General features: G+C 65.4%; 24 protein-coding genes. 10 read left to right on the top strand and 14 right to left on the bottom strand.

The genetic code is table 11. The features are described 5' to 3' along the window. Window positions 1–58: 58 nt before the first annotated feature. Window positions 59–2,245, bottom strand: coding sequence for a TonB-dependent siderophore receptor (locus QRN67_RS14735; protein WP_285412350.1), 2,187 nt, complete (start codon window positions 2,243–2,245; stop codon window positions 59–61). Between the two features lie 271 nt (window positions 2,246–2,516). Further along, the gene (locus tag QRN67_RS14730; RefSeq protein ID WP_285412348.1) at window positions 2,517–3,611 is read right to left on the bottom strand and encodes a DNA glycosylase AlkZ-like family protein; all 1,095 of its coding nucleotides are present in this window, start codon (window positions 3,609–3,611) and stop codon (window positions 2,517–2,519) included. A gap of 855 nt (window positions 3,612–4,466) precedes the next feature. On the opposite strand from QRN67_RS14730, the gene QRN67_RS14725 reads away from it, so the two are divergent. Further along, window positions 4,467–5,720 (top strand): alpha/beta hydrolase family protein, encoded by a 1,254-nt coding sequence (locus QRN67_RS14725; RefSeq protein ID WP_106934951.1) that lies wholly within the window; start codon window positions 4,467–4,469, stop codon window positions 5,718–5,720. A gap of 413 nt (window positions 5,721–6,133) precedes the next feature. Here QRN67_RS14725 and QRN67_RS14715 read toward each other — a convergent pair whose 3' ends face one another. The 9 genes from QRN67_RS14715 to QRN67_RS14675 form a co-directional block, all read right to left on the bottom strand. Continuing rightward, on the bottom strand, window positions 6,134–7,012 hold the full coding sequence (locus QRN67_RS14715) for a sugar phosphate isomerase/epimerase family protein (RefSeq protein ID WP_285412347.1): 879 nt from the start codon (window positions 7,010–7,012) through the stop codon (window positions 6,134–6,136). Window positions 7,013–7,020: 8 nt separating this feature from the next. Next, on the bottom strand, window positions 7,021–8,208 hold the full coding sequence (locus tag QRN67_RS14710) for a dihydrodipicolinate synthase family protein (protein WP_285412346.1): 1,188 nt from the start codon (window positions 8,206–8,208) through the stop codon (window positions 7,021–7,023). Window positions 8,209–8,215: 7 nt separating this feature from the next. Continuing rightward, window positions 8,216–9,379, bottom strand: a complete 1,164-nt coding sequence (locus QRN67_RS14705) for a Gfo/Idh/MocA family protein (protein WP_081266627.1) — start codon at window positions 9,377–9,379, stop codon at window positions 8,216–8,218. A 48-nt stretch (window positions 9,380–9,427) separates the two neighbouring features. Next, complete coding sequence (locus QRN67_RS14700) at window positions 9,428–10,858, bottom strand: enolase C-terminal domain-like protein (protein WP_285412344.1); 1,431 nt, start codon at window positions 10,856–10,858, stop codon at window positions 9,428–9,430. 11 nt (window positions 10,859–10,869) lie between these two features. Further along, a complete protein-coding gene (locus QRN67_RS14695; protein ID WP_106934948.1) occupies window positions 10,870–11,649 on the bottom strand; it encodes an ABC transporter ATP-binding protein in 780 nt (259 codons plus the stop codon). A 57-nt stretch (window positions 11,650–11,706) separates the two neighbouring features. Further along, window positions 11,707–12,708 carry an ABC transporter substrate-binding protein gene (locus QRN67_RS14690; protein ID WP_285412342.1) on the bottom strand — a complete coding sequence of 334 codons (1,002 nt, stop codon included), beginning with the start codon at window positions 12,706–12,708 and terminating at the stop codon, window positions 11,707–11,709. 39 nt (window positions 12,709–12,747) lie between these two features. Continuing rightward, window positions 12,748–13,521, bottom strand: coding sequence for an ABC transporter permease (locus tag QRN67_RS14685; protein ID WP_081266631.1), 774 nt, complete (start codon window positions 13,519–13,521; stop codon window positions 12,748–12,750). A 22-nt stretch (window positions 13,522–13,543) separates the two neighbouring features. Then, entirely contained in the window at window positions 13,544–14,536 is a 993-nt protein-coding gene (locus QRN67_RS14680; RefSeq protein ID WP_285412340.1) for a tripartite tricarboxylate transporter substrate binding protein, read from the bottom strand. A gap of 158 nt (window positions 14,537–14,694) precedes the next feature. Continuing rightward, window positions 14,695–15,369, bottom strand: a complete 675-nt coding sequence (locus tag QRN67_RS14675; protein WP_081266633.1) for a TetR/AcrR family transcriptional regulator — start codon at window positions 15,367–15,369, stop codon at window positions 14,695–14,697. A gap of 93 nt (window positions 15,370–15,462) precedes the next feature. On the opposite strand from QRN67_RS14675, the gene QRN67_RS14670 reads away from it, so the two are divergent. Next, the gene (locus QRN67_RS14670) at window positions 15,463–17,193 is read left to right on the top strand and encodes a thiamine pyrophosphate-binding protein (protein WP_285412339.1); all 1,731 of its coding nucleotides are present in this window, start codon (window positions 15,463–15,465) and stop codon (window positions 17,191–17,193) included. On the opposite strand, the gene QRN67_RS14665 is transcribed toward QRN67_RS14670, so the two are convergent. Beyond that, entirely contained in the window at window positions 17,153–17,452 is a 300-nt protein-coding gene (locus QRN67_RS14665; RefSeq protein WP_285412338.1) for a hypothetical protein, read from the bottom strand. The genes QRN67_RS14670 and QRN67_RS14665 overlap by 41 nt on opposite strands. A gap of 103 nt (window positions 17,453–17,555) precedes the next feature. Between QRN67_RS14665 and QRN67_RS14660 the strand changes: the two genes are divergently transcribed. Continuing rightward, on the top strand, window positions 17,556–18,302 hold the full coding sequence (locus tag QRN67_RS14660; protein WP_285412336.1) for a helix-turn-helix transcriptional regulator: 747 nt from the start codon (window positions 17,556–17,558) through the stop codon (window positions 18,300–18,302). 88 nt (window positions 18,303–18,390) lie between these two features. Here QRN67_RS14660 and QRN67_RS14655 read toward each other — a convergent pair whose 3' ends face one another. Beyond that, window positions 18,391–18,843, bottom strand: a complete 453-nt coding sequence (locus QRN67_RS14655; RefSeq protein ID WP_081266636.1) for an SWIB/MDM2 domain-containing protein — start codon at window positions 18,841–18,843, stop codon at window positions 18,391–18,393. Window positions 18,844–18,997: 154 nt separating this feature from the next. Then, window positions 18,998–19,921, bottom strand: a complete 924-nt coding sequence (locus QRN67_RS14650; protein WP_285412335.1) for a DMT family transporter — start codon at window positions 19,919–19,921, stop codon at window positions 18,998–19,000. A gap of 41 nt (window positions 19,922–19,962) precedes the next feature. On the opposite strand from QRN67_RS14650, the gene QRN67_RS14645 reads away from it, so the two are divergent. The 7 genes from QRN67_RS14645 to pheS all read left to right on the top strand — a co-directional run bounded on the left by QRN67_RS14645 (window position 19,963) and on the right by pheS (window position 26,789). Beyond that, window positions 19,963–20,355 (top strand): gamma-glutamylcyclotransferase family protein, encoded by a 393-nt coding sequence (locus tag QRN67_RS14645; protein WP_285412334.1) that lies wholly within the window; start codon window positions 19,963–19,965, stop codon window positions 20,353–20,355. A 227-nt stretch (window positions 20,356–20,582) separates the two neighbouring features. Then, a complete protein-coding gene (gene aceA / locus QRN67_RS14640; protein ID WP_007832492.1) occupies window positions 20,583–21,914 on the top strand; it encodes an isocitrate lyase in 1,332 nt (443 codons plus the stop codon). A gap of 314 nt (window positions 21,915–22,228) precedes the next feature. Then, a complete protein-coding gene (gene thrS / locus QRN67_RS14635; protein WP_106934939.1) occupies window positions 22,229–24,136 on the top strand; it encodes a threonine--tRNA ligase in 1,908 nt (635 codons plus the stop codon). Between the two features lie 101 nt (window positions 24,137–24,237). Continuing rightward, window positions 24,238–24,861, top strand: coding sequence for a translation initiation factor IF-3 (gene infC, locus QRN67_RS14630; protein ID WP_285412465.1), 624 nt, complete (start codon window positions 24,238–24,240; stop codon window positions 24,859–24,861). A gap of 151 nt (window positions 24,862–25,012) precedes the next feature. Continuing rightward, window positions 25,013–25,216: a 50S ribosomal protein L35 gene (gene rpmI, locus QRN67_RS14625; protein ID WP_007832497.1), complete on the top strand. Its 204-nt coding sequence runs from the start codon at window positions 25,013–25,015 to the stop codon at window positions 25,214–25,216. Window positions 25,217–25,240: 24 nt separating this feature from the next. Beyond that, entirely contained in the window at window positions 25,241–25,600 is a 360-nt protein-coding gene (gene rplT, locus QRN67_RS14620; RefSeq protein ID WP_012747009.1) for a 50S ribosomal protein L20, read from the top strand. A gap of 112 nt (window positions 25,601–25,712) precedes the next feature. Next, window positions 25,713–26,789 (top strand): phenylalanine--tRNA ligase subunit alpha, encoded by a 1,077-nt coding sequence (gene pheS / locus QRN67_RS14615; protein ID WP_285412318.1) that lies wholly within the window; start codon window positions 25,713–25,715, stop codon window positions 26,787–26,789. The last annotated feature ends 40 nt before the right edge of the window (window positions 26,790–26,829 follow it).

Raw genomic sequence — 26,829 nt, 5'->3', positions numbered from 1 at the left:
GCGCCGCGGCCGGGCTTGTCACCCGCGCGCCAGACCTTCGGCTGCGCGGGGATTTTCGTCAGAAGCGGTACGTGGCCGATGCAGTCACTGTACGGCGCTGGCCGTAGAAGCAGTCGCCGCGCGCCAGGCACGTGGTGAGCTGCACCTTGTCGGTCAGGTTGGCCACGTTGAGCGACAGGCGCAGCGGGCCGTTGTCCCAGGCGAACATCGCGTCCAGCAGCGTGACCGCCGGCACCGGGTTGGCGTCCATGCCGTCCCACGACTTGCCGACGTAGCGCACGCCCCCGCCGGCCGAGAAGCCGGGCACGCCGCCGATGGAGAAGCGGTGCGTCACCCATGCCGAAGCCGCGTGCGTGGGCACGCCCGAAATGCGCTTGCCCAGGTCGGCGGCGTTGCTGCGCGAAACGCGCGCGTCGGTGTAGGCGTAGGTGGCGATCCAGTCCCAGTCGCGCGCGATGCTGCGCTTGTATTCGAGCTCCAGCCCCTTCACGTGCACTTCGCCGAGCTGCACGCTGTTGAGCGGGTTGGTCGGGTCGGTGGTCTTGCGGTTGGTGTCGCGCAGGTCGTACACCGCCGCCATGAACGAGCTGCGCTGGCCTTCGGGCTCCCACTTCACGCCGGCTTCCCATTGCTTGCCGCGCTGGGGCTTGAAGGGCGTGTTGTTGACGTCTGCGCCGGCCAGCGGAAAGAACGATTCGGCGTAGCTCAGGTAAGGCGCCCAGCCGCCGTCGGCCAGATACACGAGGCCGGCGCGCTTGGTTGTGGCCTTGGCGTCGATGCCCTCCGCAGGCCGGCCCTGGGTGTCGGTGGTGGCCTTGTCGTGGCGCAGCCCCAGCACGCCGATCCAGCGGCCGTACTTGACCTGGTCCTGCACGTAGATGCCGGCCTGCTTCTGCACCACCTCGGGCGAGCGCGTGTACCTGGTGGGCGGCGTGTAGTTGCCGTACACCGGCGCGTAGACATCGATGGCGCCGGCGCGCCCGCGGCCCGACAGCTTGGAGGTGGTGTTGCGCTGGAAGTCGGCGCCCAGCAGCACCGTGTGCTCGAAGCCGCCGGTCTTGAAGCGGGCCTCGGCCTGGTTGTCGATCAGCAGCATCTTGCCGCCGTTGATCTCGCTGCTCAGGTCGCGTTCCAGCGTGCGCTGGTCGGCGTTGAACACCGGCCGCGCCGGGCGGCCGGTGAGCCGGTTGGCGGTGAAGCTGGTGTACGAGGTGTTGTAGACCACCTTGCTCTCGGTCGAGCGCAGGTTCTGGCGGAATGTCCAGGTGTCGTTCAGGCGATGGCTGAACAGGTAGCCCAGCGACGTGGTGCGGGTGTCGTAGCGGTCGAAGCCCGGCTCGCCCAGGAAGGTCGAGGTGGGAATCTGCCCGTAGAGCGAGGGCAGCAGCGTGCCCTGCCAAGGGAAGAAGCCGATCAGCGAGCCGCTCTTGTCCTTCTGGTAGAGCGCCTGCAGGGTGAGCGAGGTGTCCGCGTTCGGGCGCCAGGTGAGCGAGGGCGCGACCAGGATGCGGTCGTCCGGCACATGGTCGACCTGCGTGCCGCTGTCGCGGTTCACCGCCACCAGCCGGTAGAGCCACTTGCCTTCGGGGTCGATCGGTCCGGTGAAGTCCGCCGCGACCTGCTTGCGGGCGTTGCTGCCCAGCTGCAATTGCACTTCGCGCTGGGTCTCGGCCTGCGGCCGCTTCGACACCATGTTCAACACGCCGCCGACGGCGCCTTGGCCGTAGAGCACCGACGACGGGCCCCGCAGCAGCTCCACGCGTTCCAGCATGTAGGGGTCGAGCTTGCTGGAGTTGTAGGTGCCATAGGTGCGCAGCAGCCCGTCGAGGTACTGCGTCGCGTCGCCGCCGCGCACCTTGAACGAATCGACGCGGCTGTCGAAGTAGCTCGACACCACGCCGGCCGTGTAGTTGGTGGTTTCGCGCAGCGTGAGCGCGCCTTGGGCCTCCATCTGGTCGCGCGTGACCACCGAGATGGCCTGCGGCGTCTCGATCAGCGGGGTGTCGGTCTTGGTGGCGCTGCCGCCGCGCCTGGCGACGAAGCCGGTGACCGGGCCGGTCGCGGTCTCGCCGGCATCGCCCGTCACGGTGACCGTGGGCAGCGCCTTGCGGGTTTCGGCGGCGTCGTCCTTCTCCTCGGCGTAGGCCGGCACGGCGGCGCCCAGCGCCAGGGCGGTTGCCGCGAGCGTGACGCGGCGGGTATGGGAATGGCGCCAAGCGGGGCGCCGATGCTTCTTCGATGTCATGTGCAGCTTCTCCTGTGTCCTGCGTTTGGGGGGAGTGGCTGCGGCGCGCGACGAATGCGGGCGCGCCATGGCTTCTCGTCTCTGATCCGGTCGATGCGGTTCGGACGAGCGCAAACCGGCGGCTGGCTTCGGGCTGGCGGCCGGTGGGTTTTATGGGTTCTTGTTGCGTCGTCGCGGGCAGCTGTCGAAGCTGCGGTCTTCGTTCCTTCGAAGACGGCTGGCGCCCGTTGCGGGCAGCTGGCTGAGGCTGGCGATTATAGGAAGAAAGGCGTCATCGTCCCGCGAGAAACAGCGCCATTCGCTGCAGTTCGTCGTCGAGCGCCGCGCGGAATGCCGCGTCGCGCGGCTTCCTGCCGGCATAGCCGAACACCGGGTTCATCCGTCCCTCGGCCGAGCTGCCGAAGTTGCCCCAGCCGATCACCCGGTCGTGCCACAGCATCGGCAGCGCGTAGTAGCCGAACTGGCGCTGGGGCGCGGGTGTGTAGGCCTCGAACTTGTAGGTCCAGCCCCAGAGCAGCTCGAAACGGCGGCGGTCCCACACGACAGGGTCGAAGGGCGCGAGCAGGCGCACCGCATCGTCGGGCGCGTGGCGGCGCGAGGCCGGGTTCTCGTCGGCGGGCCAGTACCAGGTCGTGCCGTCGATGCGGCAGCTCGCGAGTTCTTCGCGTGCGATGCGCAGCGCTGCCTGCGTCTGCGCCGAGAGATGCGGCGCGCCGTAGCCGAGCAGGCGCACGAGGTAGGTGAGGCTCGCGGCCGGCAGCGGCGCGTATTTGCGCACCACCAGTTCGATGAGCGCGGCGGCGCGTTGTGCGCGGCCGGCTGGGCTGTCGTCGGCGGGCTGGTGCGTCACGGCTTCGTAGACGCGCGTCCCGCTGTCGCGCCGCACCACGCGCAGCATGCCGCGGTAGTGCATGTCGTCGAGCAGGTGCGTGGTGGCGTTGCTCGAGCCGCCCCAGTAGTTCGTGATGCGGCCATGCGCGAAGTGCTGTTCGACTTGTCGTGGATGCACAGGGCCGTGTTCCTGCACATAGGCCAGCACGTCTGCAGCCTTGCGCTGTGTGTCGGCGTCCCACACGCGCTTGGCTTCGCGCGGATGCATCAGCGCCAGGTGTTCGCGCGGCAGGAAGCCGTAGTTGACGAGGCAGTCTTCTTCGATGGCGAGCCGTGTGTAGCGGCTTTCCAGATCGCCCGCGCGGTAGTCTTTTACGCGGTGGCGCAGGGTGAGGTCTTGTGCGCGCGCAGGTGCGCGGATCGGGTCGGCCTGCACGAAGCCGAGTTGGCGGATCGCTGCCGGCAGCGTGGTCGGCTTGAAGAGGGTGCGCGCGACGGCGTAGCGGCGCAGGTCGTCCAGGGTCGGGGCGGGCATTCGCGGATTGCAGCACAGGTCGCGGCTTTGCGCTTTGCTGCGCTGTTGTTCAGGGCGCGATCACGTCGATGGGGTACCTTGCTCCGCGAATGTCCCCCGGCCTTCGGCCTCCTCCTTTATTTCGCTGCGCAAGGCACCCCATCGACGTGATCGTGAAGCGCCGTCGTGGAAGCTGCATTTGTTGGCGCTCTGCGGGACTACGTGTCGCATGAAACGGCTGCTTTGCCCAGTTCTTCTCTAGAGTCAATGCCCCTGTCACTCAGCACCCCACCAAGGGGAGAAGGAAGGCGCGACACCCCACCACTGCCCAGATGTTTGAAGGCTGCTTGCCTCGCGGCAGGTCGTCGGTGCGAAAGCAGCGATGCAGATGCGAGGTATCAAAAGGCGACGGCCGGGGTGTTAGAAGCACCCCGGCCGTCTGACCAGGTTCGTGCACACACCTTGGAAGGAACGCACAAAAATGGCTAGCAAGACTATAGCCCGGCCTCGCACGCCGGTAGCTTCCGCAGAAACCGCCCAAGACCCGGCGGATCTTCTCGAAAACACACTCTCTCAACTCGAAGCGCTCCTGTGGGTCTGCCACGGGGAAGACATCGACTGGTGCAGCGGCGATGGGCCTCGACGACTGGACAACCTGCTTTGGCTTGCGGCCGATCTTGCTCGCAAGGCTGGAGAGTTGTTTCAGGTGAACGAGATGGCGCGACGTGGAGCGCTTGGGGCTGGCGGTTAGCGGCTGGTCTGCGGGCCGCGGATTTCGCGGCCCGCCTGGGGAACGGGTTGCTGTCAGTCGAGCACTCGTGGTGTACGCTCCCCGTCGTCCACTACCCAACGTTTGAAGGTGTCGCTCGATAGCCGATGACCGCAGACCAAGAGATCACCACAATCTGGCCCGGATTCATGAGCGCCCTGGAGCCAGACGCATCGGAGAGCACAGGCGCCGCTGCTCTTCCGGCAGACATCGCGGTCGAGAAGCCGTCTGCCGATCTGCCGGCATCAATTTCAGCTTGGTCCGGGGAGTGGTCAGGATGGGCCGATCAGGGCCGGCGCTGCGACGTCAAGCTGATAGTCGAACGGCTTTCCCGGCGCGCCGCCACGATCGTTTGTGCGCGAGCATCTGTGAGCCATGATCCTTTTAACGAACGTCTGCTCGCGCAAATTCACGGAAACGAACTTCGCGGTCAGCTGAAAAGTGGCGCAACCCTCCAGCTTCGAATGAGAAACCCGAGTGTTGTTGAGCTTTTGTGGCGAGAGCCGGACGGCCGCTGGATCGCTGGTGTCCTATCACAGCTGAGTGCTGGAGGACGGCGCATCATCGAACGCGTGCCCACCGGCATGTTCGAGCATGGTGAGCAGATCACGCTTGAGATGGTGACGTTCAAACCGGATGGGCCGGGTCCTTTCCCGACGCTTGTGTTCAATCATGGTTCGACGGGTATCGGGAATGATCCGTCTGTGTTTACCAGCACGGTGACCAGTCCAGCATTGGCGAAGCACTTCAACGACCGCGGCTGGATGGTCGTGTTCCCCCAACGGCGCGGGCGCGGAAAGTCAGGGGGAATTTACGACGAGGGCTTCGAACCAGATCGGTCGCAGTACTCTGACGATCCCCAATATGCTCTTCCAGGCTTCGAGCATGCGCTGGTAGACGTGGCGTGCGTTGTGGAGCACCTGCTTGCGAGGCCTGACGTGAACCGTGAACACTTGATGATCGGCGGCCATTCTCGTGGAGGCTTCCTTGCACTGGCATCTGCCGCGTCTCGACCCGATCTCTTCGGCGCCGTCCTAAATTTTGTGGGTGGCTGGGTTGCTGAAAATGGGCCTGCATCCGAGATGATCAATACTGCTATTGCCCGAAGAGGCGCGAAGTTCTCCGGTCCCAGCGTATGGCTATACGCGGAAAACGACCCCTTCTATAGCGTTGCTCATAGTCAAAAGAGCTTTAACGCCTTCTTGCTTGCTGGCGGTCAGGGGCAGTTTCATGCACTCGATACACGTCCTGGGCAAGACGGCCATCACATCCTTTCCTTGACCGACCTATGGGGACCAGTCGTAGATGGTTTCCTGGATCGCGACAGCAACCTGAGTCGCGGGCCTTCCACGTCGAACTGACCAGTGAGAGCGGTCACATTGGAGGCCGCTTTGAAGCCGGAAGCCCAAGGAAAGCCAATTCCGGGCTCGAAATCGTCCGTCGACGTGAGGCAGCCACGCAGCGGAAGTTGCAGCATTGACCCGTCAGATCAGGAGATTGCCCGCCGGGCTGATGAAGACTGGCCTGGAACCGGGGGCGCGAGATGACTGCTCATCGCAAGTTCTCCGTAGCAACCGACGTGGATGTGTACTTCTGCGTCGTTCTGAGCACTTGTTGATCGGCCGAGCACCAGCAACGTGTCCTCGTGTACAGGGCATCGGGTGCTCCCCGCAGCGAAATAAAGGAGGAGGGGCGCAGCCCCGGGGGACATTCGCGGAGGGGAGTACCCGATGGCCTGTGCACGCGCCCCGAACACGGCGAACACAGAGCAGCGCTAGACAGCCCGCTTGTGCCGCTCGATACAGACTTCCAGAGTCTCAGCCCCAGCCCGCTGCCACCAGTCGAGATTCGAAAAAATCTCCACTTCGCTGAAGCCAGAGAACCCCGCGTCCTCCACCCACCCCCGGATCTTCTTCAGCTCGACCACCCCGTCACCCATCATCCCGCGATCGCTCAGCAGATCGCGCGTGGGCGTGAGCCAGTCGCAGACGTGATACGCCAGCAGCCGCTCGGGGCCCGCGCGGGCGATCTGCTGCTGCAGCTTCGGGTCCCACCACACGTGATAGATGTCCAGCGCCACGCCCAGCATGCCGCTCTTGCCCGCGTCGAGCTCGTCGCACAGGTCGAGCGCATGCTCCAGCGTGTTGATGCACGCACGGTCGGCCGCCTGCATCGGGTGCAGGGGCTCGATGGCCAGCGGCATGCCGACCTCGCGGGCGTACTCGAGCGATGCGGCGATGCCGTCGCGCACTTCGCCGCGCGCGCGGCCGATGTCCTTGTAGGCCGCCTTGCCATCGAGCGCACCAGGCAGCGCGCCGACCACCAGCACCAGGCAGGGCGCATCGAGCGTCTTCGCTTCGTCGATGGCGCGGCGGTTGTCTTCCAGCGCGGCCTTCAGGCCCGCTGCATCCGGCGCGGGGAAGAAGCCGCCGCGGCAGTAGCCCGAGAGGCCGATGCCGTGCGCCTTCAGCTGCTTCGCCACCTTGTCGAGACCGACAGCCGCCACCTGGTCGCGCCACGGGCTGATCGCGCGGATGCCGCGCTCGGCGCACTGGTCGATGATGCGGTCCAGCGGCACCTCGGCGCCCAGTTGCTTGCGAACCGTGGCGGTGTTGATCGACAGCCAGTCGTGGTCTTGCGAGAAATCGCGCATGGGCTGCTTCAACCTTCCACGCCGTGCAGGGCCAGCAGCGTCTTCATGCGCTGCACAGCCAGCTCGGGCTGCTCCAGCAGGTTGGCCGCATCGGCCAGCCGGAACAGTTCCGCAAAGTGCTGCAGCGAGCGCGTGCTCTGCTGGCCGCCGACCATGGTGAAGTGCTTCTGGTGGCCGTTGAGCCAGGCCATGAACACCACCCCGGTCTTGTAGAAGCGCGTGGGCGCCGCAAAGATGTGGCGCGACAGCGGCACCGTGGGGCCGAGGATGTCGTGGAACTTCTTCTCGTCGCCCTGCGCCAGCGCCCCGAGGGCCGCGCTGGCCGCGGGGGCGATGGCGTCGAAGATGCCCAGCAGTGCATCGCTCTTGCCGTGCGTGGGCTCGCTGCCGAAGCCGTCGCCCGCGATTAGCTCGGCGTAGTTGAAGTCGTCGCCCGTGTACATGCGCACGCCGGCCGGCAGGCGGCGGCGCATCGCAATCTCCTTGTCTTTGTCGAGCAGGGAGATCTTGATGCCGTCGACCTTGTCCGGGTGCGCGGCGATGATGCCCAGCGCCGTGTCCATGGCCGCATCCACGTCCTTGGTGCCCCAGTAGCCGGCCAATGCGGGGTCGAACATGTCGCCCAGCCAGTGCAGCACCACGGGCTGCTCCGCCTGGCTCAGGATGCGGTCGTACACGCGCTCGTAGTCGGCAGGGCTCTTCGCCACGCGGGCGAGCGCGCGGCTGGCCATCACGATCAGCTTGCCGCCCAGGGCCTCGATGGCGGCCATCTGCTCTTCATAGCCGCGGATCACGTCGTCGACGCTCTTCACGCTGTCGATGTCCAGGTGGTCGGTGCCGCAGCCCGAAGCCACCAGCGCGCCCGGAACGTCCTTGGCCGCATCCAGCGAGCGGCGGATCAGCTCCAGCGACGTGGGCCAGTCCAGCCCCATGCCGCGCTGCGCGGTGTCCATGGCCTCGGCCACGCCCAGGCCCAGCGAGAACAGGTGGCGGCGGTAGGCGATGGTGGTGTCCCAGTCGACCGCGCATTGCAGCCACGGGTCGATGGCGGCCAGCGGGTCGGCCACCACATGCGCGGCCGAGTACGCAATGCGGTTGAATTTCACGCCCGCGCCGGGCTTGACCGGCGCGGTGCCGCGCAACGCGTAGGGCGCAAGCGCGCCGCCTGCGGTGGGGAGGGTGAGGGAAAGCGCCATGCCTGCCTCAGACCTTCAGCGCCGGCACGTCGACCCAGCGGCGGTCCTGCCACGATTCGAGCGCGGCCTCGACCAGCTGCACGCCCTTGGCGCCTTCGGGCAGCGTCCACTTGTAGGGTGCGTTCTCGACCACGTGGCGGATGAAGTGCTCCCACTGGATCTTGAAGCCGTTGTCGTAGACCTGCGAGTCCGGAATCTCCTGCCACTGGTCGAAGAAGTTCATGGTCTGCTTCTCGTCGGGGTTCCACACCGGGCGCGGCGTGGCCACGCGCGACTGGGCGCGGCAGCTCGACAGGCCGGCCACCGCGGAGCCGTCGGTGCCGTCGACGTGGAAGGTCACCAGGTCGTCGCGGCGCACGCGCGTGACCCAGCTCATGTTGATCTGCGCGATGACCGGTTCGCCGTTGTGGCCGGTGAGTTCGCAGGTGGCGTAGGCGGCGTCGTCGGCGGTGGCCTCATACGGCTTGCCGGCTTCGTCCCAGCGCTTGGGGATGTGCGTGGCGCCAATGCACGACACCGACTTCACCTCGCCGAACAGGTTGTCCAGCACATAGCGCCAGTGGCACATCATGTCCAGGATCATGCCGCCGCCGTCTTCCTTGCGGTAGTTCCAGCTCGGGCGCTGGATGGGCTGCAGGTCGCCTTCGAACACCCAGTAGCCGAACTCCAGGCGCACGCTGAGCATGCGGCCGAAGAAGCCGGCGCGGCGCAGCATGTCGAGCTTGCGCAGGCCGGGCAGGAAGAGCTTGTCCTGCACCGCGCCGTGCTTGAGGCCCGAGCCTTCGGCCAGGCGTGCGATTTCGACGGCCTCGTTCAGGTTGGTGGCAATCGGCTTCTCGCAGTACACATGCTTGCCGGCGCGGATGGCCTTGGCCAGCAGCGTGGGGCGCATCTGCGTGGTGCCGGCGTCGAAGAAGATGGTGTCGTCCTTGTTCTCCAGGGCCTTGTCGAGGTCGGTGCCCCAGCGCGGGATGTTGTGCGCCTTGGCCAGCGCTTCCATCTTCTCGGCGTTGCGGCCGATGAGGATCGGGTCGGGCATCACCTTGTCGCCGTTCGACAGCGTGACGCCGCCTTGCGCGCGGATCGCGCAGATCGAGCGGATCAGATGCTGGTTCATGCCCATGCGGCCGGTGACGCCGTGCATGATGATTCCGAGACGTTGGGTGGCCATCGTTTTCTTCCTTGAGATGCGAGAGAGACAGGGATTGAAGAGGGTGCTTCAGTAGACGGAACGCATGGCGTCCCACGAGATGCCGGCGCCGGGTTTGCCGGTGGCAAAGCCGGGCGCGTTGGCGAGCGAGGACAGATCGAGCTGCCCTTCGCGGATGGCGAGGCGCACTGCGCCGTCGCTGGGTTCGTAGAGGCCGGGATGCAGCTTCAGCAGCGCCTGCTGCTCGGCCTCGGGCGAGGCCGCGAGGCCGTTGACGTAGTGGTGGCCGTTGCGCTCGACGTGCGAGAGCCCGAGCCAGGCGACCAGCGCCAGGTCCTGCTGCACGCCGATGCCGGCCTGCATGGTGAGGTCTTCGCCGGACAGGAAGTGGCGTGCCGTGTCGCCGGCCGCGTTCCACTGCGCGCAGCGCGCGGCATTGACGATCGACTTGTAGAAGCCCTTGCAGCTCTTGCTCGACACGCCGGTGTAGCCCAGCGTTCGGGCCTGCACGAAGGCGTCGAGCGTGCTGTCGGATTCGTCGATGAGAAGCGGAATGCGCTTGCCCAGTGCCGACACGTCGCGCTGCAATGCGGCGTCGCGGCGGATCGGCTGCTCGACGAACGCCGTCTTCTGCACCAGCGTGCGCAGCGAGGGCGTGGACAGCATGCGGTCGAGGAACGCACCGAAGCCGTCCGCGTCGGCGTACTGCTCGTTGCCGTCGAGCGTCACGAGCTGGGCGTGCCCGTCGATGACGTTGGCGATGCGTTCGAGCCGCGCGATGTCCTGCGCGGTGTCGCCGCAGAGCTTGAGCTTGAAATGCGTGAGGCCGTAGCGGCGCACGGCGGCTGCGAGCGTGGCGGGCAGGCCGTCATCGGGCGCATCGGGCAGCGCGTCGCTGTCGTCGACAGCATCGGCCAGGCCCACGGTGTGGCGCGCGGCGATGCGGGTTCGCGGCGATTGCCTGGCCAGGAAGCCCGGCATGTCGAAGCCCGCGAGGTCGTCGGCCAGGCCGCTTCCTGCGATGTCGATGCCGGCGAGGTTGCCGCTCATCGCGGTAGCAAAGCCCAGGCCGCTGTGCAGGCACAGCGCGTCGAGCAGGGCGCGGTCGATCAGCGCCGGGCCGTAGCTGGCCACCAGCGGCTGCAGGCCCTTGGCCTTGGCGCGGCCCTGCAGCGCGGCGTAGTTGGAGGCGAAGTGCGTCCACGCGGTCTGGGCGTCGGCCTCGGCGGTGTAGGCCTCGCGCGCATCGCGCAGGGCGAAGCGCAGTTGCTCGAAGTTCTGTTCGTTGGTGAGCGCGGGGTTCTTGTCGAACCACTTGGGCACCATCATCTCGGCGGCGCAGCCCTCGGCCGTGCGGCCGTCCGCGAAGCGGATGCGGGCCTTCACGTAGACCTGAGGGCAGGCCGTGACCGTGGCCGCGCCGAAGCGGAACGGCAGCCGCAGCGCCACGTTGCGCTCGGCGAAGCGGATCTCCTCGACATGAAAACGGATCGCGTCCATGGCCGTCGCCTTCAGTGGTCCAGGATGCCCTGCGAGAAGAAATGCGCGCGCACCAGCTTCGTGTAGGCCCCGAACTCGGGCGAGGCCATCATGTCGAGCGTGCGGGCGCGCGGCAGGTCGATGTCGTACACGGCGGCAATGGAGCCGGGCCGCTCACTCATCACGATCACGCGGTCCGACAGGAAGATGGCCTCGGGAATGCTGTGGGTGATGAGCATCACCGTCTTCTTCGACGCCATCCAGATGCGCTGCAGCTCCAGGTTCATCTTCTCGCGCGTCATGGCGTCCAGCGCGCCGAAGGGTTCGTCCATCAGCAGCACCGACGGGTCGTGCAGCAGCGCACGGCAGATCGATGCACGCTGCTGCATGCCGCCCGACAGCTGCCACGGGTACTTGCCCTCGAAGCCCTTCAGGCCGGCCATCTCCATCAGGTTGCGTGCACGGGCCTTCGCGGCGTCCATGGGCAGATGGCGCATCTCGGCCTGCAGCAGGATGTTGTCTTCCACGCTGCGCCAGGGCAGCAGCACCGCGCTCTGGAACACGATGCCCACGTCTTTCTGCGGGCCCTTGATGGGCTTGCCGGCCAGCGTGAGGCTGCCGCCGCTGATCGGCAGCAGGCCCGCCACCATCTTCAGCAAGGTGCTCTTGCCGCAGCCCGAGGGGCCGACGACGGAGACGAACTCGCCTTCCCCGATGGCGAAGTCGAGCGGCTTGAGCGACTCGACCGGGCCGTCCTTGCTTTGGTAGATCTTCGAGACGCCGCGCGCTTCGATCAGGTTGACTTGGGACATGGAATGCGTGAGAGGTGGCGGCAGCGAAAAAGCGCGCGGTTCAGGGGCAGGGGCGGGTCAGGGCAGGAAGTCGAGGGTGACGTAGTCTTCGGGCTTGCCGCGCGTGGAAGCGTCCATGCCGCCGTACTGCACCAGCAGGTCGAGCGAGTCGCTGACGTTCTTCATGGTCACGCGGAACGGGCGCTGGTTGGCGGTTTCCTTCGTGTGATAGAGGGCGATGCTCTGCTTCATGCCCACGATGAGCGTGTCGCGCACGCCGGCCTTGGCGTTGGCCTTGAGCATGGCGTCGACCGCCGCCTCGGGGCTCTTCTCGGCGGCTTCCGCGGCCTTGGTGGAGGCGCGCATGAAGCGCTTCACCAGGTCAGGGTTCTCGGTCAGCAGGTTCTTGTTGGTGATGATCCCGGAGCTGATCTGGTTCACGCCGGAGTCGGCGAAGCGGATCGGCGTCACGGGCTTGCCGGTGGCGTCCTGCAGCTTGATGGCCTGGTCCATCACGTAGCCCAGCAGCAGGTCGGCCTGGCCGTTGGTCACGGCATTGAGCTTGGTCTGGCCGTCGCCAGAGACGATCTTCACCTGGTCGGGCTTGATGTCGTTGACCTTCAGGAAGAGCGGCCACATCTGCGACATTGAGTCGCCGGGCGTCACGGCCACGGTCTTGCCGATGATGTCCTTCGGCGTCTTGATGTTCTTCTCGGTGAAGCCCATGACCGACATCGGACTCACCTGGAACAGCACGCCGGTCGACTTCAGCGGCGCGCCCTTGGCGGCGGCCTTGATCATGGTGGTGACGTCGATGTAGCCGAAGGTGGCCGACTTGGCGGCCACCGCCTGCGCGGTGACGGCGGAGCCGCGGCCTTCCTGGATGTCGAGGTCGATGCCCTCTTCGGCGTAGAAGCCCTTTTCCTTGCCGAGGAAGAAGGGCGCGTGCTCGCTGTACAGGTACCAGTTGAGCATCAGCGTGACCTTGTCCTTGGGCTTGTCGCCCTGGGCATGGGCCGGCGCCATGGAAAAGGTGGCGAGCGCTGCTGCGGCGAGCAGCGAGGGAAGCAGTTTCTTCATGGTGTTGTCTCCGGGAGTTGTCGGTTTTTGCGAAGTAACTCAGTGCGTGTGGCGCTGCGAGGCATGCCACGGAATCATCACGCGCTCGACCAGGTCGACCGCGACGAAAAGAATGACGCCGATGCTCGACAGGACCACCAGCGCGGCAAACATCAGGGGCAGGTCGAAGTTGCCGTTGGCCACCTGCAGCACGTACCCGATGCCCGAGTTGGAGCCGACGAATTCACCGACCACCGCGCCCACCACGGCCAGCGTGACCGACACCTTCAGGCCGCTGAAGATCTGGGGCAGCGCCTGCGGCAGGCTGATCTTGAAGAAGGTCTGCAGGCGGCTCGCGCCCATCGAGCGAGAGAGATCGAGCATGTCGGGCTCCACCGACTTGAAGCCCATCACCGTGGACACCACCACCGGGAAGAAGCCCAGCAGGAAGGCGCTGATCACCTTGGGGAAGATGCCGAAGCCGAACCACACCACGAACAGCGGCGCGATGGCCACCTTGGGAATGCTCTGCGAGAACACCAGCAGCGGGTACACATACGACTCGACCACGCGCGAGTAGGCGATGACCATCGCGATCGGAATGCCGATCAGGATCGTCAGGCCGAAGCCGCCGAGCGTGGCGAGCGTGGTCTTCCAGCTTTCGGCGAGCAGGTGCGGCCAATCGGCCGCGAGCTGCTTCACCACCTCCCACGGCGGCGGAATCAGGTAGGCGGGAATCTTGAAGAGGCGGATCGCCAGGTCCCACAGCACCAGCAGCATCAGGATCAGCAGGAAAGGGCGCAGGGCAGGGGAGAGCAGGAGCTTGCGGAGCATGGAGGTGCCGGGACTTTCTGGCTTACTGTTGGACCGACAGGCCGGCGGCCTTCACGAGGTCGGCGTTGCTGGCGATCTCTTCCTTGATGTAGGCGTCGAACTGCGCGGGCTTGAGCGTCCACGGATCGGCGCCGAGCTTGGCGAAGCGCTCCTTCACCTCTGGCGTGGCCAGCGCCTTCGCCACTTCGGCGTGCAGCCGCTCGACGATGTCGCGCGGCGTCTTGGCGGGCGCCATCATTCCGATCCAGAAGTTGAACTCGGAGCCGGGCACGCCGGCCTCGGTGGTGGTGGGCACGTCGGGCAGCGCGGCGGCACGCTTGGGCGAACCGACGGCCAGCGCCAGCAGCTGGCCTTCCTTGATCTGGCCGATGACCGGCGCGATGGGCGAGAAGTAGTAGTCGACGCGGCCGGAGAGCACCTCGGTCACGGCTTCGCCCGACCCCTTGAACGGGATGTTGGTCGCGTCGATCTTCGCGGCCAGCTTGAATTTTTCGGCGTTCAGGTGCGTGGCGCTGCCCTGTCCGGCCGAGGCGAAGTTCATGCTGCCCGGCTTGGCGCGCGCGGCGGCCAGCAGCTGCGGCAGGGTCTTGATGTTCTTCGACGGCGAGATCACCAGCGCGTTGGGCAGCGACGAGATCGGCGTGATGCCGGCGAAGTCGTGCACCGTGTCGAAGGGCAGCTTGGCGAATGTCGATGGGCTGACCGTGTGCGACGACGAGTGGATCATCAGCGTGTAGCCGTCGGGCGCGGCCGTGGCCACCGCCTGCTGCCCGATGGTGCCGCTGGCGCCGCCGCGGTTGTCGATGACCAGCGGCTGGCCCATGCTCGCGCCCATCTTGTCGGTGATGGCGCGCGCAATGATGTCGGTGGTGCTGCCTGCAGCGAAGGGCACGATCACGCGGATCGGCTTGGACGGATAGCCGTTCTGTGCCGAGGCGATGCCCGGCAGCAGGGCGGCGATGCAGGTCAGCGAGGCAACGGCAGTGGTGCGTGCAGCGCTTGCAAAGAACTTCATGGATGTCTCCGCGCGGTCGGGCCGCTTCTTGTGTCGATCAATTCACCATTGAGTGAATTATGGATTTTAGAAATGGCCGCGCCGCAGCGTCAACGGCCGCTGCCTAGTGAATACCCGGAGAGTCGGAGGGCGCGCCGCGGATGTGCGCGCCCGGTGCGTCAGTGCAGGACGTAGCCCAGCACGAGGTCTGTCATGTGCGAGAGGCGTTGCGCCATCGCCTTGGGGGCCCGCAGGTCACGGCCGAAGATGGCCGACAGCGTGTGGTTGTTCGACAGGTAGAAGTAGCACAGCGATGCGATGGAGATGTAGAGCTGCACCGGGTCCACGCCGGCGCGGAACAGGTTGTCGCGGCGGCCGCGTTCGAGCACGGTGTCGAGCAGCTGCACCAGCGGCGAGTTCATTTCCTGGATGCGCTCGGAACGCTTCAGGTGCGACGCGCAATGCAGGTTCTCGCTGTTGAGCAGCGTGATGAACTCCGGGTGCTCCAGGTAGTAGTGCCAGGTGAACGACACCAGCTGGCGGATGGCCTCCACGGGGTCGATCTCGTCGAGGTGCAGGCGCTGCTCGGCCTCGCGGATGTCGGCGTACACGCGCTCCAGCACCGCCAGGAACAGGTCGTCCTTGCTGCCGAAGTAGTAGTAGATGAGGCGCTTGTTGAGCCCGGCGCGCTCGGCGATGCTGTCCATGCGCGCGCCGGCGAGCCCGCGCGCGGAGAACTCGTCGCGCGCCGACGCGAGGATGGCGAGCTGCGAGCGATCGGCGTCGCGCGAGCGTGGCTCGAGCGTTTCGGTCGCTTCATGGGCGTCGGGCGTGGAGTCCTTGGGGGCCTTCATGTCGCGAATTTAACCAATTGGGGAATTAACGCAAGGCGTCTGCAGGGGGCGCACATAATTGCCGGAGACATTCGTAGCGAGGTTCTTCTTCACATGAGTACATCACAACCCGCAGGCCACCTGATCGTGGAGTGCCTGGTCGAGCAAGGGATGAATATCGCGTTCGGCGTGCCGGGCGAAAGCTTCCTGGCGGTGCTGGACGGTTTTCATGCATACCGCGACCGCGCGCGCTTCATCGTCAACCGGCAGGAGGGCGGCGCGGCCTTCATGGCCGAGGCGCACGGCAAGCTCACGGGGCGCCCGGGCGTGTGCTTCGTGACCCGCGGCCCGGGCGCGACCAATGCGTCGATCGGCGTGCACAACGCCTTCCAGGACTCGACGCCGATGGTGCTGTTCGTGGGCGACGTCGGCAGCGACTTCCGCGACCGCGAGGCCTTCCAGGAGGTCGACTACGGCAGCTTCTTCGGACCGAGCACCAAGGGCTTCGCCAAGCGGGTGGAGCGCATCGACGACGCCGACCGCATTCCGGAGTACGTGGCGCGCGCCTTCGCCACCGCAATGAACGGGCGGCCGGGCCCGGTGGTGCTGGTGCTGCCGGAAGACATGCTGCGCAGCGAGACCAGCGCGCGGCCGCTGGCGCGTGTGGAGGCTGTCGAGCCGTGGAGCGACCCTGGCGCCCTGCGCACGCTGCGCGAGCTGCTGCTGAAGTCGCAGCGTCCGCTGGTCATCGCGGGGGGCGGCGGCTGGACGACGCAGGCCGCGCAGGCGCTGCAGCGCTTTGCCGAGAACTGGCGGCTGCCGGTGGCGAATGCCTTCCGCTTCCAGGACACCTTCGACAACCACCATCCGCTGTACGCGGGCGACGTCGGCATCGCGATCAACCCGAAGCTTGCGCAGCGTGTGAAAGATGCGGACCTGATCCTGGCCATCGGCCCTCGCCTGGGCGAGATGACGACCGGCGGCTACACGCTGCTCGAAGCGCCCAAGGCGAGGCAGACGCTGGTGCACATCCACGCGAGCGCGGAAGAACTCAACCGCGTCTACCAGGCCGACCTGGCCATCAACGCCGGCATGAGCGCCGCCGCGCGCAGCCTCGAGGTGCTGAGCGCGCCGCCGACGCTGCCCTGGGAAGAATGGGCCCTGCAGGCCCACGCGGACTACGAGGCCAACCTCGAGCCCCAGGCGCTGGCCGGCATGCCCGCCGAAACACCGCGCGGGCCGGTCGACATGGCGGCGGTCGTCGCGCTGCTGCAGAAGCACCTGCCGGCGGACTCCGCCATCACCAACGGCGCGGGCAACTTCGCGAGCTGGGTGCACCGCTACTTCCGCTATCACGGGCTCGCCAAGGGCGCCAAGACGCAGCTGGCGCCCACCAGCGGTGCGATGGGCTACGGGGTGCCGGCCGGCATTGCGGCCAACCTGGCGACGGGGCGTGTGGCGTTCACCATTGCGGGCGACGGCGATTTCCTGATGACGGGGCAGGAGCTGGCGACGGCTTCGCAGCACGGCGGCAAGAGCATCGTCGTGCTGCTGAACAACGGCATGTTCGGCACCATCCGCATGCACCAGGAGCGCGAATACCCTGACCGCATGAGCGGCACGGCGCTGCGCAACCCCGACTTCTGCGGCCTTGCGCGCGCCTACGGCTATGCGGCCGAGCGCGTAACGCAGACGTCGCAGTTCGAGGCCGCGCTGCTGCGCGCGCTGGCGGCCGACACGGGCACGCTGATCGAGATTCCCCTGGACCCCGAGGTGATCACCACGCGCGGCACGCTGGCGTCGATCACGCGCGCGGCAAAGCAGCAGCAGCAGGCGCGGGGCTGAGCGCCGCGCGATGACGTGCCACCTCGGCGCGCAAGGCGGGCGAGCGCAGTTCGAACACGTCGAACAGGCCCAGTGCGTCGAGCGTGGGAATCAGGGAAGCCAGGTCTTGCTCGGCGGCTTGCCTGTCGGCGGCCGGCATGCTTGCGTCTTCGAGGATGCGCACGTTGGCGAGGAAGGCGGCCACCGATCCCTTGCGCAGGGGCTGGCCGTCGATGACGGCGAAGTCCTGGCCGTCGGGCAATACGTCTTGGGCTCTCATCTTTGTTCCTTTGAAGGGGCAGTGAAGATGAGACCGATGCTAGGCAGCAGCGGGTCTTCGGGCTTGCGGCGCGGGGCCAATCGATACCGCCGGCGGGCCACCCATGGCTGTTGATGGCCCTGTGAAGCTCTGGATCAGCGCCTACGAGGCGCCGCGCGTCACGGGCTACCACGCCCATGAGGACGGGCAGCTGTTCGCCTTGCGCGAGGGTTTGCAGGTCATCGAGACGCCTTCGGGCCGCTGGGTCCAGCCACCGGGTTGGATCGGATGGATCGCGCCGCGCTGCGCTCACGCGGCGCCGCAGAGCTTCGGTCCTACGGCGGGCTGGAGCCTGCACGTCGATGCTCGGTTGGCCGGACTCCTGCCCGATGGGCCGCATGTGTTTGCCGCAACGCCTCTGGTGCAGGGGCTGGTCGACCGGCTGACCTCGCTCGATGCTTCTGCCGGTTCGCTCGATGCGCGCCGCGCGCGCTTGGTCGGCGTGCTGGTCGATGAACTCGCGGTGGGCGAACGTCCTTCATTGCACCTGCCGATGCCGCAGGACAAGCGCCTTGCCACGATGGCCGCCGCGCTGGCCGACGACCCGTCGCTGCCCGACACGATCGACGATTGGGCCGATCGCATCGGCATGGCCCGCCGCACGCTCACGCGCCGCTTCGCTGCCGAGACCGGGCTGAGCTTCGCGCAGTGGCGCCAGCAGGCGAGGTTGCTCAAGGCGGTGGAGCTTCTGAGCCTGAAGGAGCCGGTGACGGCGGTGGCGCTGACGGTGGGCTACACCTCGGTCAGCGCCTTCATAGAGGCCTTCCGCAAGCACTTCGGGCGAACGCCGTCGCGCTTCTTCGAGGCGTGAAAGGCACCTGAAAGGCCCCGCACGCAGGCGAAAAAAAAGCCGGCTGGAAGCCGGCTTCTTGATTCAGGAGCGCGAGGCCCCTGGGCGCTTACTTGACGTGCTTGCCGATCAGCGCGGCCAGTTCGAACATCGACACTTGGGCCTTGCCGAAGATTTCCTTCAGCTTGGCGTCGGCGTTGATGTTGCGCTTGTTGGCCTTGTCTTGCAGGTTGTTCTTCTTGATGTAGTCCCACAGCTTGCTCACGACAGCGGTACGCGGCAGCGGCGTGGACCCGACCACGGCAGCCAGTGCGGGGCTGGGGGTCAGTGCCTTCATGAACGCTGCGTTGGGCGTGCGCTTCTTGGCGGGAGCAGCCTTCTTTGCGGGAGCGGCCTTCTTTGCAGGAGCAGCCTTCTTCGCCGGTGCGGCCTTCTTGGCGGGAGCAGCGGCCTTCTTTGCCGGTGCAGCAGCCTTCTTGGCCGGAGCGGCCGCCTTCTTCGCAGGAGCCGCAGCCTTCTTTGCCGGAGCTTTCTTGGCCGGAGCCTTCTTTGCAGTTGCCATGGTTGATTTCCTTTTTTGGTTGAACACTCACCAATGAAAAACTTGCGTCTCCAGTGGCAATGCGGATGCTAAATGAGAAGAAACGCGTTTCCAAGGGAAAAAGCGCTTTTTTCATTGGGAGTTGTTGTTTTTTCAGAGGGGAGAAGCCCCGTTTTCACCGCCGGCGCCCGGGCCACGTCGCCAGCACCACGCCCACGAGTGCGATCACGAACGCGAGCAGCTGTGTCGAAGAGAGGCTTTCGCCCAGCACGAGCACGCCCACGAGGGCCGCGCTGACCGGCAGCAGCACAGCGAAAACACCCGCTTGTGCGGCTGGTACGTTGCGAAGTCCGGTCATCCAGAGCCACACCGTCCAGATGCTCGCCGCGAGCGCATAGGCCACGAGCAGTGCCCATGTACCGAAGCGCACGGCGGTGAAGTCGAACTGCAGCGCGAACCAGATGCCGAAGGGCATCGACAGCACGAAGCCCCAGAGGTTGATGAGCGACGCGATGCGTTTGGGGCCGAGCCGTCCGGTGAGCGACTTGCCGATCACCGCATAGGCCGTCTCGCAGAGCACCGCGCAGAACACCAGCAGGTTGCCCAGCCAGGGCATCGACGCCGGCGAGGCGGAGGGCGTGGCCGATGCATGCGCGGGCGAGAGCGCCAGCAGGCCGATGCCGAGCGCGGCGCATGCGATGGCCAGGCCGATGCGCACCGTGATGCGCTCGCGCAGGAAGAGCCAGCTCGCGACAGCCACGCAGGCGGGGATCGACGCCATGATCACGCCGGCCGACACAGCGCTCGTCAGGCTCACGCCGAACAGCATGCAGATCGAGAACAGGAAGTTGCCGAGGAACGATTCGAGGAACACGAGCCAGCGCGTGTGCGCCGTCATGGGTGGCTCGTCGGGCGTGCGCTTGAGCCAATGCGGCATGGCCAGGGCGGCGATGCCGAAGCGCAGCCATGCGAGCAACAGCACCGGGAAGGCGGCAACGAGGGGCTTGGAGAGGGCAACGTAGCCGCCGACGAGCGACATGCTCAAGGCCAGGCAGCCGTAGGCCACGAGGCGGCCTGGTGTGGGGGCGGCGGAGTTCAATAGACTGAAGTTTTCGTAGTTGCTGGGAAGGCGGTTTTTCGATGATGCCCCACGTTTTTGTTTACGGCACGCTGCGCCGCGGCGGACGCAACGACATCGCGCGCTACCGGCCCGCGCCTGTGCTGGTGGGCGAGGCGGCGATCGGCGGCACGCTGTACGACCTGGGGGCTTATCCGGGCGTGGTGCTGGGCGGGGCGCGGTGCGTGAAGGGAGAGGTGTATGCGATCGACCCCTCGGTGGAGGCGGCGCTCGATCTGCTCGAGGAGGTGGCCGACGATGACACGGGCGAGTACATCAGGCGGCGGGTGCGCGTGGAGGTGGGCGGGCGGTGGGTCGATTGCCTGGTGTACGAGATCCATCCGTCGCGCATCGTGGGCCGGCGCGTCATCGAAAGCGGGGATTGGATCGCGCACGCGGTGCGCATCGGTGCTTGATTTTCACCACCGAAAGATTGATTGCGCATTGCGAAATCTTTCGCTGCTGCGCCGCAATATTTTTTCTCAATACGAGAAAAATAATTTTGCATTGAGAAATATCTCTGTAAGTGGTTGATTTCAATGAGTGAAAAATATGTCTTCTATAAGACATAAGAGTCCGCAGCCGGATTAAAGTAGCTTCACGGCCGCAGCGCCCAACCCTCAATCAACCTCACGGAGTGACCATGCCCCAGACCCTCACAGAACAACTCAGCCGCGAACAGCAAATCGCCGCCCTCGAAAAAGAGTGGGCCACCGACCCCCGCTGGAAGGGCGTCAAGCGCGGCTACAGCGCGGCCGACGTGGTGCGTCTGCGCGGCTCGTTCCCCATCGAGCACACGCTGGCCAAGCGCGGCGCGGAGAAGCTCTGGGACAAGATCAACGGCGGCGCCAAGAAGGGCTACGTGAACGCGTTCGGCGCCATCTCGGCGGGCCAGGCAATGCAGCAGGCCAAGGCCGGTCTGGAAGCCGTGTACCTGTCGGGCTGGCAAGTGGCAGCCGACGGCAACACGTCGGAAACGATGTATCCCGACCAGTCGCTTTACGCCTACGACTCGGTGCCGACGATGGTCCGTCGCATCAACAACACCTTCCGCCGTGCCGATGAAATCCAGTGGGGCCGCGGCATCAATCCGGGCGACAAGGAATTCATCGATTACTTCCTGCCGATCGTGGCTGACGCGGAAGCCGGCTTCGGCGGCGTGCTGAACGCCTTCGAGCTGATGAAGAACATGATCGCCTCCGGCGCTGCCGGCGTTCACTTCGAAGACCAGCTGGCCGCAGTGAAGAAGTGCGGCCACATGGGCGGCAAGGTGCTCGTGCCGACGCAGGAAGCCTGCGAGAAGCTGATCTCGGCCCGCTTCGCCGCCGACGTGATGGGCGTGCCCACCATCGTGCTGGCCCGTACCGACGCCGAAGCCGCGAACCTGATCACCTCCGACCACGACGCCAACGACAAGCCCTTCCTGACGGGCGAGCGCACGCAGGAAGGCTTCTACCGCGTCAAGAACGGCCTGGAGCAAGCCATCAGCCGCGGCGTGGCTTACGCCCCCTATGCCGACCTGGTGTGGTGCGAAACCGGCGTGCCCGACATCGGCTTCGCCCGTGAGTTCGCGCAGGCCGTGCACGCTGCCTGCCCGGGCAAGCTGCTGTCGTACAACTGCTCGCCTTCGTTCAACTGGAAGAAGAACCTCGACGACAAGCAGATCGCGTCGTTCCAGGAAGACCTGTCGGAGCTGGGCTACAAGTACCAGTTCATCACGCTGGCCGGCATCCACGTCAACTGGTTCAACACCTTCCAGTTCGCCCACGCATACGCTCGCGGCGAAGGCATGAAGCACTACGTCAACATGGTGCAGGAGCCCGAATTCGCGGCGCGCGACAAGGGCTACACCTTCGTGTCGCACCAGCAGGAAGTGGGCGCAGGCTACTTCGACGACGTGACCACCGTCATCCAGGGCGGTTCGTCCAGCGTGAAGGCGCTGTCGGGCTCGACCGAAGAAGAACAGTTCCACTGATCCGCGGGTCTATTTCGCTGTCACTTTGAGCCCGGCCGCGCGCCGGGCTTTTTTGCGCCCGGGATCAGGCCTCGAGGATGCAGCGCCCGCATCCCGAGCGGGCAGCGGCTAGAATCGCGGACTCTGCACTCAACAAGAGCGAGAAAGGCACCTTGGTTATGACACCGCGAACTACTCCGCAAGGATTCAGCGGCTTTTTCTTCACTGAAGGAAAAGGCCGGTAGCCCCGCGCACGCTGGTTTCTGCCAGCTCTACAACCAAGCAAAGCGCGGTCTTCCACCGCGCTTTTTTGTTTTTCTCCCCGAGGTTTTCACATGATCCAGATCACGCTCCCCGACAACTCGCGCCGCGAGTTCCCCGGCCCGGTTTCGGTGGCCCAAGTTGCCCAGTCCATCGGCCCCGGCCTGGCCAAGATGACGGTGGCCGGCAAGGTCGACGGCAAGCTCGTCGATGCCAGCGACGTCATCGACCATGACGCCAAGCTGCAGATCATCACGCCCAAGGACGACGAGGGCCTGGAGATCATCCGCCACTCGACGGCCCACCTGGTCGGCCACGCGGTGAAGCAGCTCTACCCGACGGCCAAGATGGTGATCGGCCCCGTGATCGACGAAGGCTTCTACTACGACATCTCGTTCGACCGCCCCTTCACGCCCGAAGACATGGCCGCCATCGAGGCGCGCATGCGCGAGCTGATCGCGCAGGACTACGACGTGATCAAGAAGATGACGCCGCGCGCGGAAGTCATCGAAGTCTTCAAGTCGCGTGGCGAAGACTACAAGTTGCGCCTCGTCGAGGACATGCCCGACGAGCAGGCCATGGGCCTCTACTACCACCAGGAATACGTCGACATGTGCCGCGGCCCGCACGTGCCGAACACGCGCTTCCTGAAGGTCTTCAAGCTCACGAAGCTGGCAGGCGCCTACTGGCGCGGCGACGCCAAGAACGAGCAGCTGCAGCGCATCTACGGCACGGCCTGGGCCGACAAGAAGCAGCTCGACCAGTACATCCAGCGCATCGAGGAAGCCGAGAAGCGCGACCATCGCCGCCTGGGCAAGGAGCTCGACCTGTTCCACATCGACGAAGTGGCTCCAGGCGTGGTGTTCTGGCACCCGAAGGGATGGGCGATCTGGCAGCAGGTGGAGCAGTACATGCGCGGCATCTACCGCGACACGGGCTACTGGGAAGTGAAGGGCCCGCAGATCCTCGACAAGAGCCTGTGGGAGAAAACGGGCCACTGGCAGAACTACCGCGACAACATGTTCACGACGGAGTCGGAGAAGCGCGAGTACGCGCTGAAGCCGATGAACTGCCCGGGCCATGTGCTGATCTTCAAGAGCGATCTGCGCAGCTACCGCGACCTGCCGCTGCGCTACGGCGAATTCGGCCAGTGCCACCGCAACGAGCCCAGCGGCGCGTTGCACGGCATCATGCGCGTGCGCGGCTTCACGCAGGACGACGGGCACATCTTCTGCACGGAAGACCAGATCCTCGACGAGTGCATCGCGTACACGGCGCAGCTGCAGAAGGTCTATGCCGACTTCGGCTTCACGGACATTCTCTACAAGGTCGCCACGCGGCCGGAGAACCGCGTGGGCTCCGACGAACTGTGGGACAAGGCCGAGCACGCGGTGATGGAGTCGCTGCGCCGCTCCGGCGTCGACTTCGTCATCGCGCCCGGCGACGGTGCCTTCTACGGCCCGAAGATCGAATACACGCTGCGCGACGCCATCGGCCGACAGTGGCAGTGCGGCACGATGCAGGTCGACTTCAACACGGCCGAGCGCCTGGGCGGCGAATACGTGACGGAATCGAGCGGTCGCGCACACCCTGTGATGCTGCACCGCGCGATCGTCGGCAGCCTGGAGCGCTTCATCGGCATGCTGATCGAACACCACTCCGGCGCAATGCCCGCATGGCTCGCTCCGGTGCAGGTTGCAGTGCTCAATATCAGTGAAGGGCAGGCCGATTACGCTGCGCAAGTTGCGAAAACGCTGCAAAATCAAGGGCTTAGGGTCCAGCTGGATCTGCACAACGAAAAGATTACGTATAAAATACGGAAGCATTCGTTGCAAAAGCTCCCTTACATCGTTGTCGTAGGTGACAAGGAAAAGGAAGCAGGTGCCGTCGCAGTGCGCGCCCGGGGAAATCAAGACCTCGGTGCAATGTCCCTCGAATCGTTTGCACAACGGCTCGTCCAGGATGTTGCTGACAAGCGTTGATTTGTCTCTGAAACACCCTATATGTTTCCTTGCCAAATCGTGCCGCTTGTCCGCGAGGACTGAACGGCGTTCGCTACAGATTTTGTAGCAAATTTTGAAGGATTCTGACCATCGCTACTGCATTTCGCGACCGCCGCCACCGCGAGGAACGCCAACACCGCCTGAACCGGGAAATCATGGCCCCGGAAGTCCGCCTGATCGGCCCGGATAACGAGCAATTGGGTGTCGTGAGTCTTGCCGAGGCCTTGCGCCTTGCCGGTGAGCAGGACGTGGATCTGGTGGAGGTCGTCGCGGCGGCCAATCCGCCGGTGTGCCGCCTGATCGAGTACGGCAAGTTCAAGTACCACGAGCAGAAGAAGGCGGCCGAGGCGAAGTCGAAGCAGAAGGTCATCGAGGTCAAGGAAATCAAGTTCCGCCCCGGTACCGACGATGGCGACTACAACATCAAGATGCGCAACATCAAGCGCTTTCTTGAAGACGGCGACAAATGCAAGATCACGCTGCGCTTCCGCGGTCGCGAGATCACGCACCAGGAGCTGGGTCTGGCACTGCTGCAACGCATTCGCGACGAACTGGGCGACCTGATCATGGTCGAGCAGTTCCCGAAGCTCGAAGGCCGGCAGATGATCATGATGATCGCGCCAGGGCGCAAGAAGGCTGGTGGCGGAGCGCCAAAGCCTGCGACCGACGCTGCTGCACCGGCGGCGACGCCTGCGGCGGCCTGAGGTCTGCGGTAGAGAGGTTTTGAAGGGATTTCGCCTCTGCCCGCACTTCGCAAGAAGGGCTGGCAGGGGCGAGATAAAGAAGTGTCTCGGGGCCAACAAGTCCGTGGAGCATCCATGGCGCCTCACGAGCACAAACTAAAGGAGCATTCACATGCCCAAAATGAAGACCAAGAGCAGCGCGAAAAAACGTTTCCGCGTTCGTCCCGGTGGCACCGTCAAGCGCGGTCAAGCCTTCAAGCGTCACATCTTGACGAAGAAGACCACCAAGAACAAGCGTCACCTGCGTGGTGCAGTCGCAGTGCATGAAACCAACATGGTTTCTGTCGCCGCCATGCTGCCCGGCCGTGGCATTTAACTTAGACGAACAAGGAGTACACACATGCCTCGCGTCAAACGTGGTGTAACGGCTCGCGCCCGCCACAAGAAAGTTCTCGCACTCGCCAAGGGTTTCCGCGGTCGTCGCGGCAATGTCTTCCGCATCGCCAAACAGGCGGTGATGAAGGCGGGCCAATACGCCTACCGTGACCGCCGTACCAAGAAGCGCGTGTTCCGTCAGCTGTGGATCGCGCGTATCAACGCCGCCTCGCGTGAACTGGGCCTGACCTACAGCCAGTTCGCCAATGGCATCCGCAAGGCCGGTATCGAGATCGACCGCAAGATGCTTGCGGACATCGCCGTGCACGACAAGGCCGCATTTGCCGGCATCGTGGAGCAGGTCAAGGCCAAGCTGGCTGCTTGATTCTGCACAGCAGGCTGCCGCCTCCGGGCGGCTTCCTGCGCCCACGGCTCAAGGGCTGGCGCTTTAAAAGGCTCCAGCTCTTTTTTATTTCCCCTCGAAGATTTTTGTTGCTATGAACGAGTTGGACTCCCTTGTCGACACCGCACGCGCCGCCTTCGCCGAAGCGAAAACGCCCGCAGAGCTCGAAAACGCCAAGGCCCAGTTCCTCGGTAAGTCGGGCCGCATCACCGAGCTGATGAAGGGCATGGCCGCGCTGAGCGTCGAAGAGAAGAAGTCCCGCGGCGCGGCGATCAACGTGGCCAAGCAGGCCATCGAGGCCGCGCTGACCGATCGCCGCCAGCAACTGGCCGACGAAGAACTCTCCCTGCAACTGCGCGCCGAAGCCCTCGACGTGAGCCTGCCCGGCCGCCGCCGCATTCCGGGCGGCCTGCATCCCGTGAGCCGCACCCTGGAGCGCATCGAGGAAATCTTCTCGAGCATGGGCTTCGACGTGGCCGATGGCCCCGAGATCGAAAGCGACTGGCACAGCTTCACCTCGCTCAACAACCCGCCGAACCATCCCGCGCGTTCGATGCAGGACACCTTCTACGTCGACATCAACGGCGACGACGGCATTCCCTACAACCTGCGTCCGCACACCAGCCCGATGCAGGTGCGCTATGCGCATCAGCACATCAAGAAGTACGCCGCCGAGTTCGCCGCCGCGGCGGCCGACACAACCGGCACCGTGAAGGCGCCCGAGATCCGCGTGATCGCGCCGGGCCGCACCTATCGCGTCGACAGCGACGCCACCCACTCGCCCATGTTCCACCAGTGCGAAGGCCTGTGGCTCGGCGAGAACGTGAGCTTCAAGGACCTCAAGGTCGTCTTCACCGACTTCTGCCGCATCTTCTTCGAGCGCGACGACCTCGTGCTGCGTTTCCGCCCGAGCTTCTTCCCGTTCACCGAGCCGAGCGCCGAGATCGACATCCAGTTCGCCAGCGGCCCGCTGGCTGGCCGCTGGCTCGAGGTGTCGGGTTCGGGCCAGGTGCATCCGAACGTGGTGCGCAACATGGGCCTCGACCCCGAGCGCTACATCGGCTTCGCCTTCGGCATGGGCCCTGACCGGCTCACGATGCTGCGCTACGGCGTGAACGACCTGCGCCTGTTCTTCGACGGCGACCTGCGTTTTCTCTCGCAGTTCCAGTAAGCCCCCTCCATACATAGAAAAACCAGATCGAGATCGAAGA

It is taken from the genome of Variovorax sp. efr-133-TYG-130 (assembly GCF_030208835.1).
Classification (GTDB): Bacteria; Pseudomonadota; Gammaproteobacteria; order Burkholderiales; family Burkholderiaceae_C; genus Variovorax.
This window is presented reverse-complemented; position numbering and strand designations above follow the sequence as displayed.

Excerpts from the sequence above, each read along its gene's own strand:
- QRN67_RS14735 (WP_285412350.1), bottom strand. The coding sequence starts at position 2,245 with ATGACATCGAAGAAGCATCGGCGCCCCGCTTGGCGCCATTCCCATACC.
- QRN67_RS14730 (WP_285412348.1), bottom strand. The coding sequence starts at position 3,611 with ATGCCCGCCCCGACCCTGGACGACCTGCGCCGCTACGCCGTCGCGCGC.
- QRN67_RS14725 (WP_106934951.1), top strand. The coding sequence starts at position 4,467 with ATGACCGCAGACCAAGAGATCACCACAATCTGGCCCGGATTCATGAGC.
- QRN67_RS14715 (WP_285412347.1), bottom strand. The coding sequence starts at position 7,012 with ATGCGCGATTTCTCGCAAGACCACGACTGGCTGTCGATCAACACCGCC.
- QRN67_RS14710 (WP_285412346.1), bottom strand. The coding sequence starts at position 8,208 with ATGGCGCTTTCCCTCACCCTCCCCACCGCAGGCGGCGCGCTTGCGCCC.
- QRN67_RS14705 (WP_081266627.1), bottom strand. The coding sequence starts at position 9,379 with ATGGCCACCCAACGTCTCGGAATCATCATGCACGGCGTCACCGGCCGC.
- QRN67_RS14700 (WP_285412344.1), bottom strand. The coding sequence starts at position 10,858 with ATGGACGCGATCCGTTTTCATGTCGAGGAGATCCGCTTCGCCGAGCGC.
- QRN67_RS14695 (WP_106934948.1), bottom strand. The coding sequence starts at position 11,649 with ATGTCCCAAGTCAACCTGATCGAAGCGCGCGGCGTCTCGAAGATCTAC.
- QRN67_RS14690 (WP_285412342.1), bottom strand. The coding sequence starts at position 12,708 with ATGAAGAAACTGCTTCCCTCGCTGCTCGCCGCAGCAGCGCTCGCCACC.
- QRN67_RS14685 (WP_081266631.1), bottom strand. The coding sequence starts at position 13,521 with ATGCTCCGCAAGCTCCTGCTCTCCCCTGCCCTGCGCCCTTTCCTGCTG.
- QRN67_RS14680 (WP_285412340.1), bottom strand. The coding sequence starts at position 14,536 with ATGAAGTTCTTTGCAAGCGCTGCACGCACCACTGCCGTTGCCTCGCTG.
- QRN67_RS14675 (WP_081266633.1), bottom strand. The coding sequence starts at position 15,369 with ATGAAGGCCCCCAAGGACTCCACGCCCGACGCCCATGAAGCGACCGAA.
- QRN67_RS14670 (WP_285412339.1), top strand. The coding sequence starts at position 15,463 with ATGAGTACATCACAACCCGCAGGCCACCTGATCGTGGAGTGCCTGGTC.
- QRN67_RS14665 (WP_285412338.1), bottom strand. The coding sequence starts at position 17,452 with ATGAGAGCCCAAGACGTATTGCCCGACGGCCAGGACTTCGCCGTCATC.
- QRN67_RS14660 (WP_285412336.1), top strand. The coding sequence starts at position 17,556 with ATGGCTGTTGATGGCCCTGTGAAGCTCTGGATCAGCGCCTACGAGGCG.
- QRN67_RS14655 (WP_081266636.1), bottom strand. The coding sequence starts at position 18,843 with ATGGCAACTGCAAAGAAGGCTCCGGCCAAGAAAGCTCCGGCAAAGAAG.
- QRN67_RS14645 (WP_285412334.1), top strand. The coding sequence starts at position 19,963 with ATGATGCCCCACGTTTTTGTTTACGGCACGCTGCGCCGCGGCGGACGC.
- aceA (WP_007832492.1), top strand. The coding sequence starts at position 20,583 with ATGCCCCAGACCCTCACAGAACAACTCAGCCGCGAACAGCAAATCGCC.
- thrS (WP_106934939.1), top strand. The coding sequence starts at position 22,229 with ATGATCCAGATCACGCTCCCCGACAACTCGCGCCGCGAGTTCCCCGGC.
- rpmI (WP_007832497.1), top strand. The coding sequence starts at position 25,013 with ATGCCCAAAATGAAGACCAAGAGCAGCGCGAAAAAACGTTTCCGCGTT.
- rplT (WP_012747009.1), top strand. The coding sequence starts at position 25,241 with ATGCCTCGCGTCAAACGTGGTGTAACGGCTCGCGCCCGCCACAAGAAA.
- pheS (WP_285412318.1), top strand. The coding sequence starts at position 25,713 with ATGAACGAGTTGGACTCCCTTGTCGACACCGCACGCGCCGCCTTCGCC.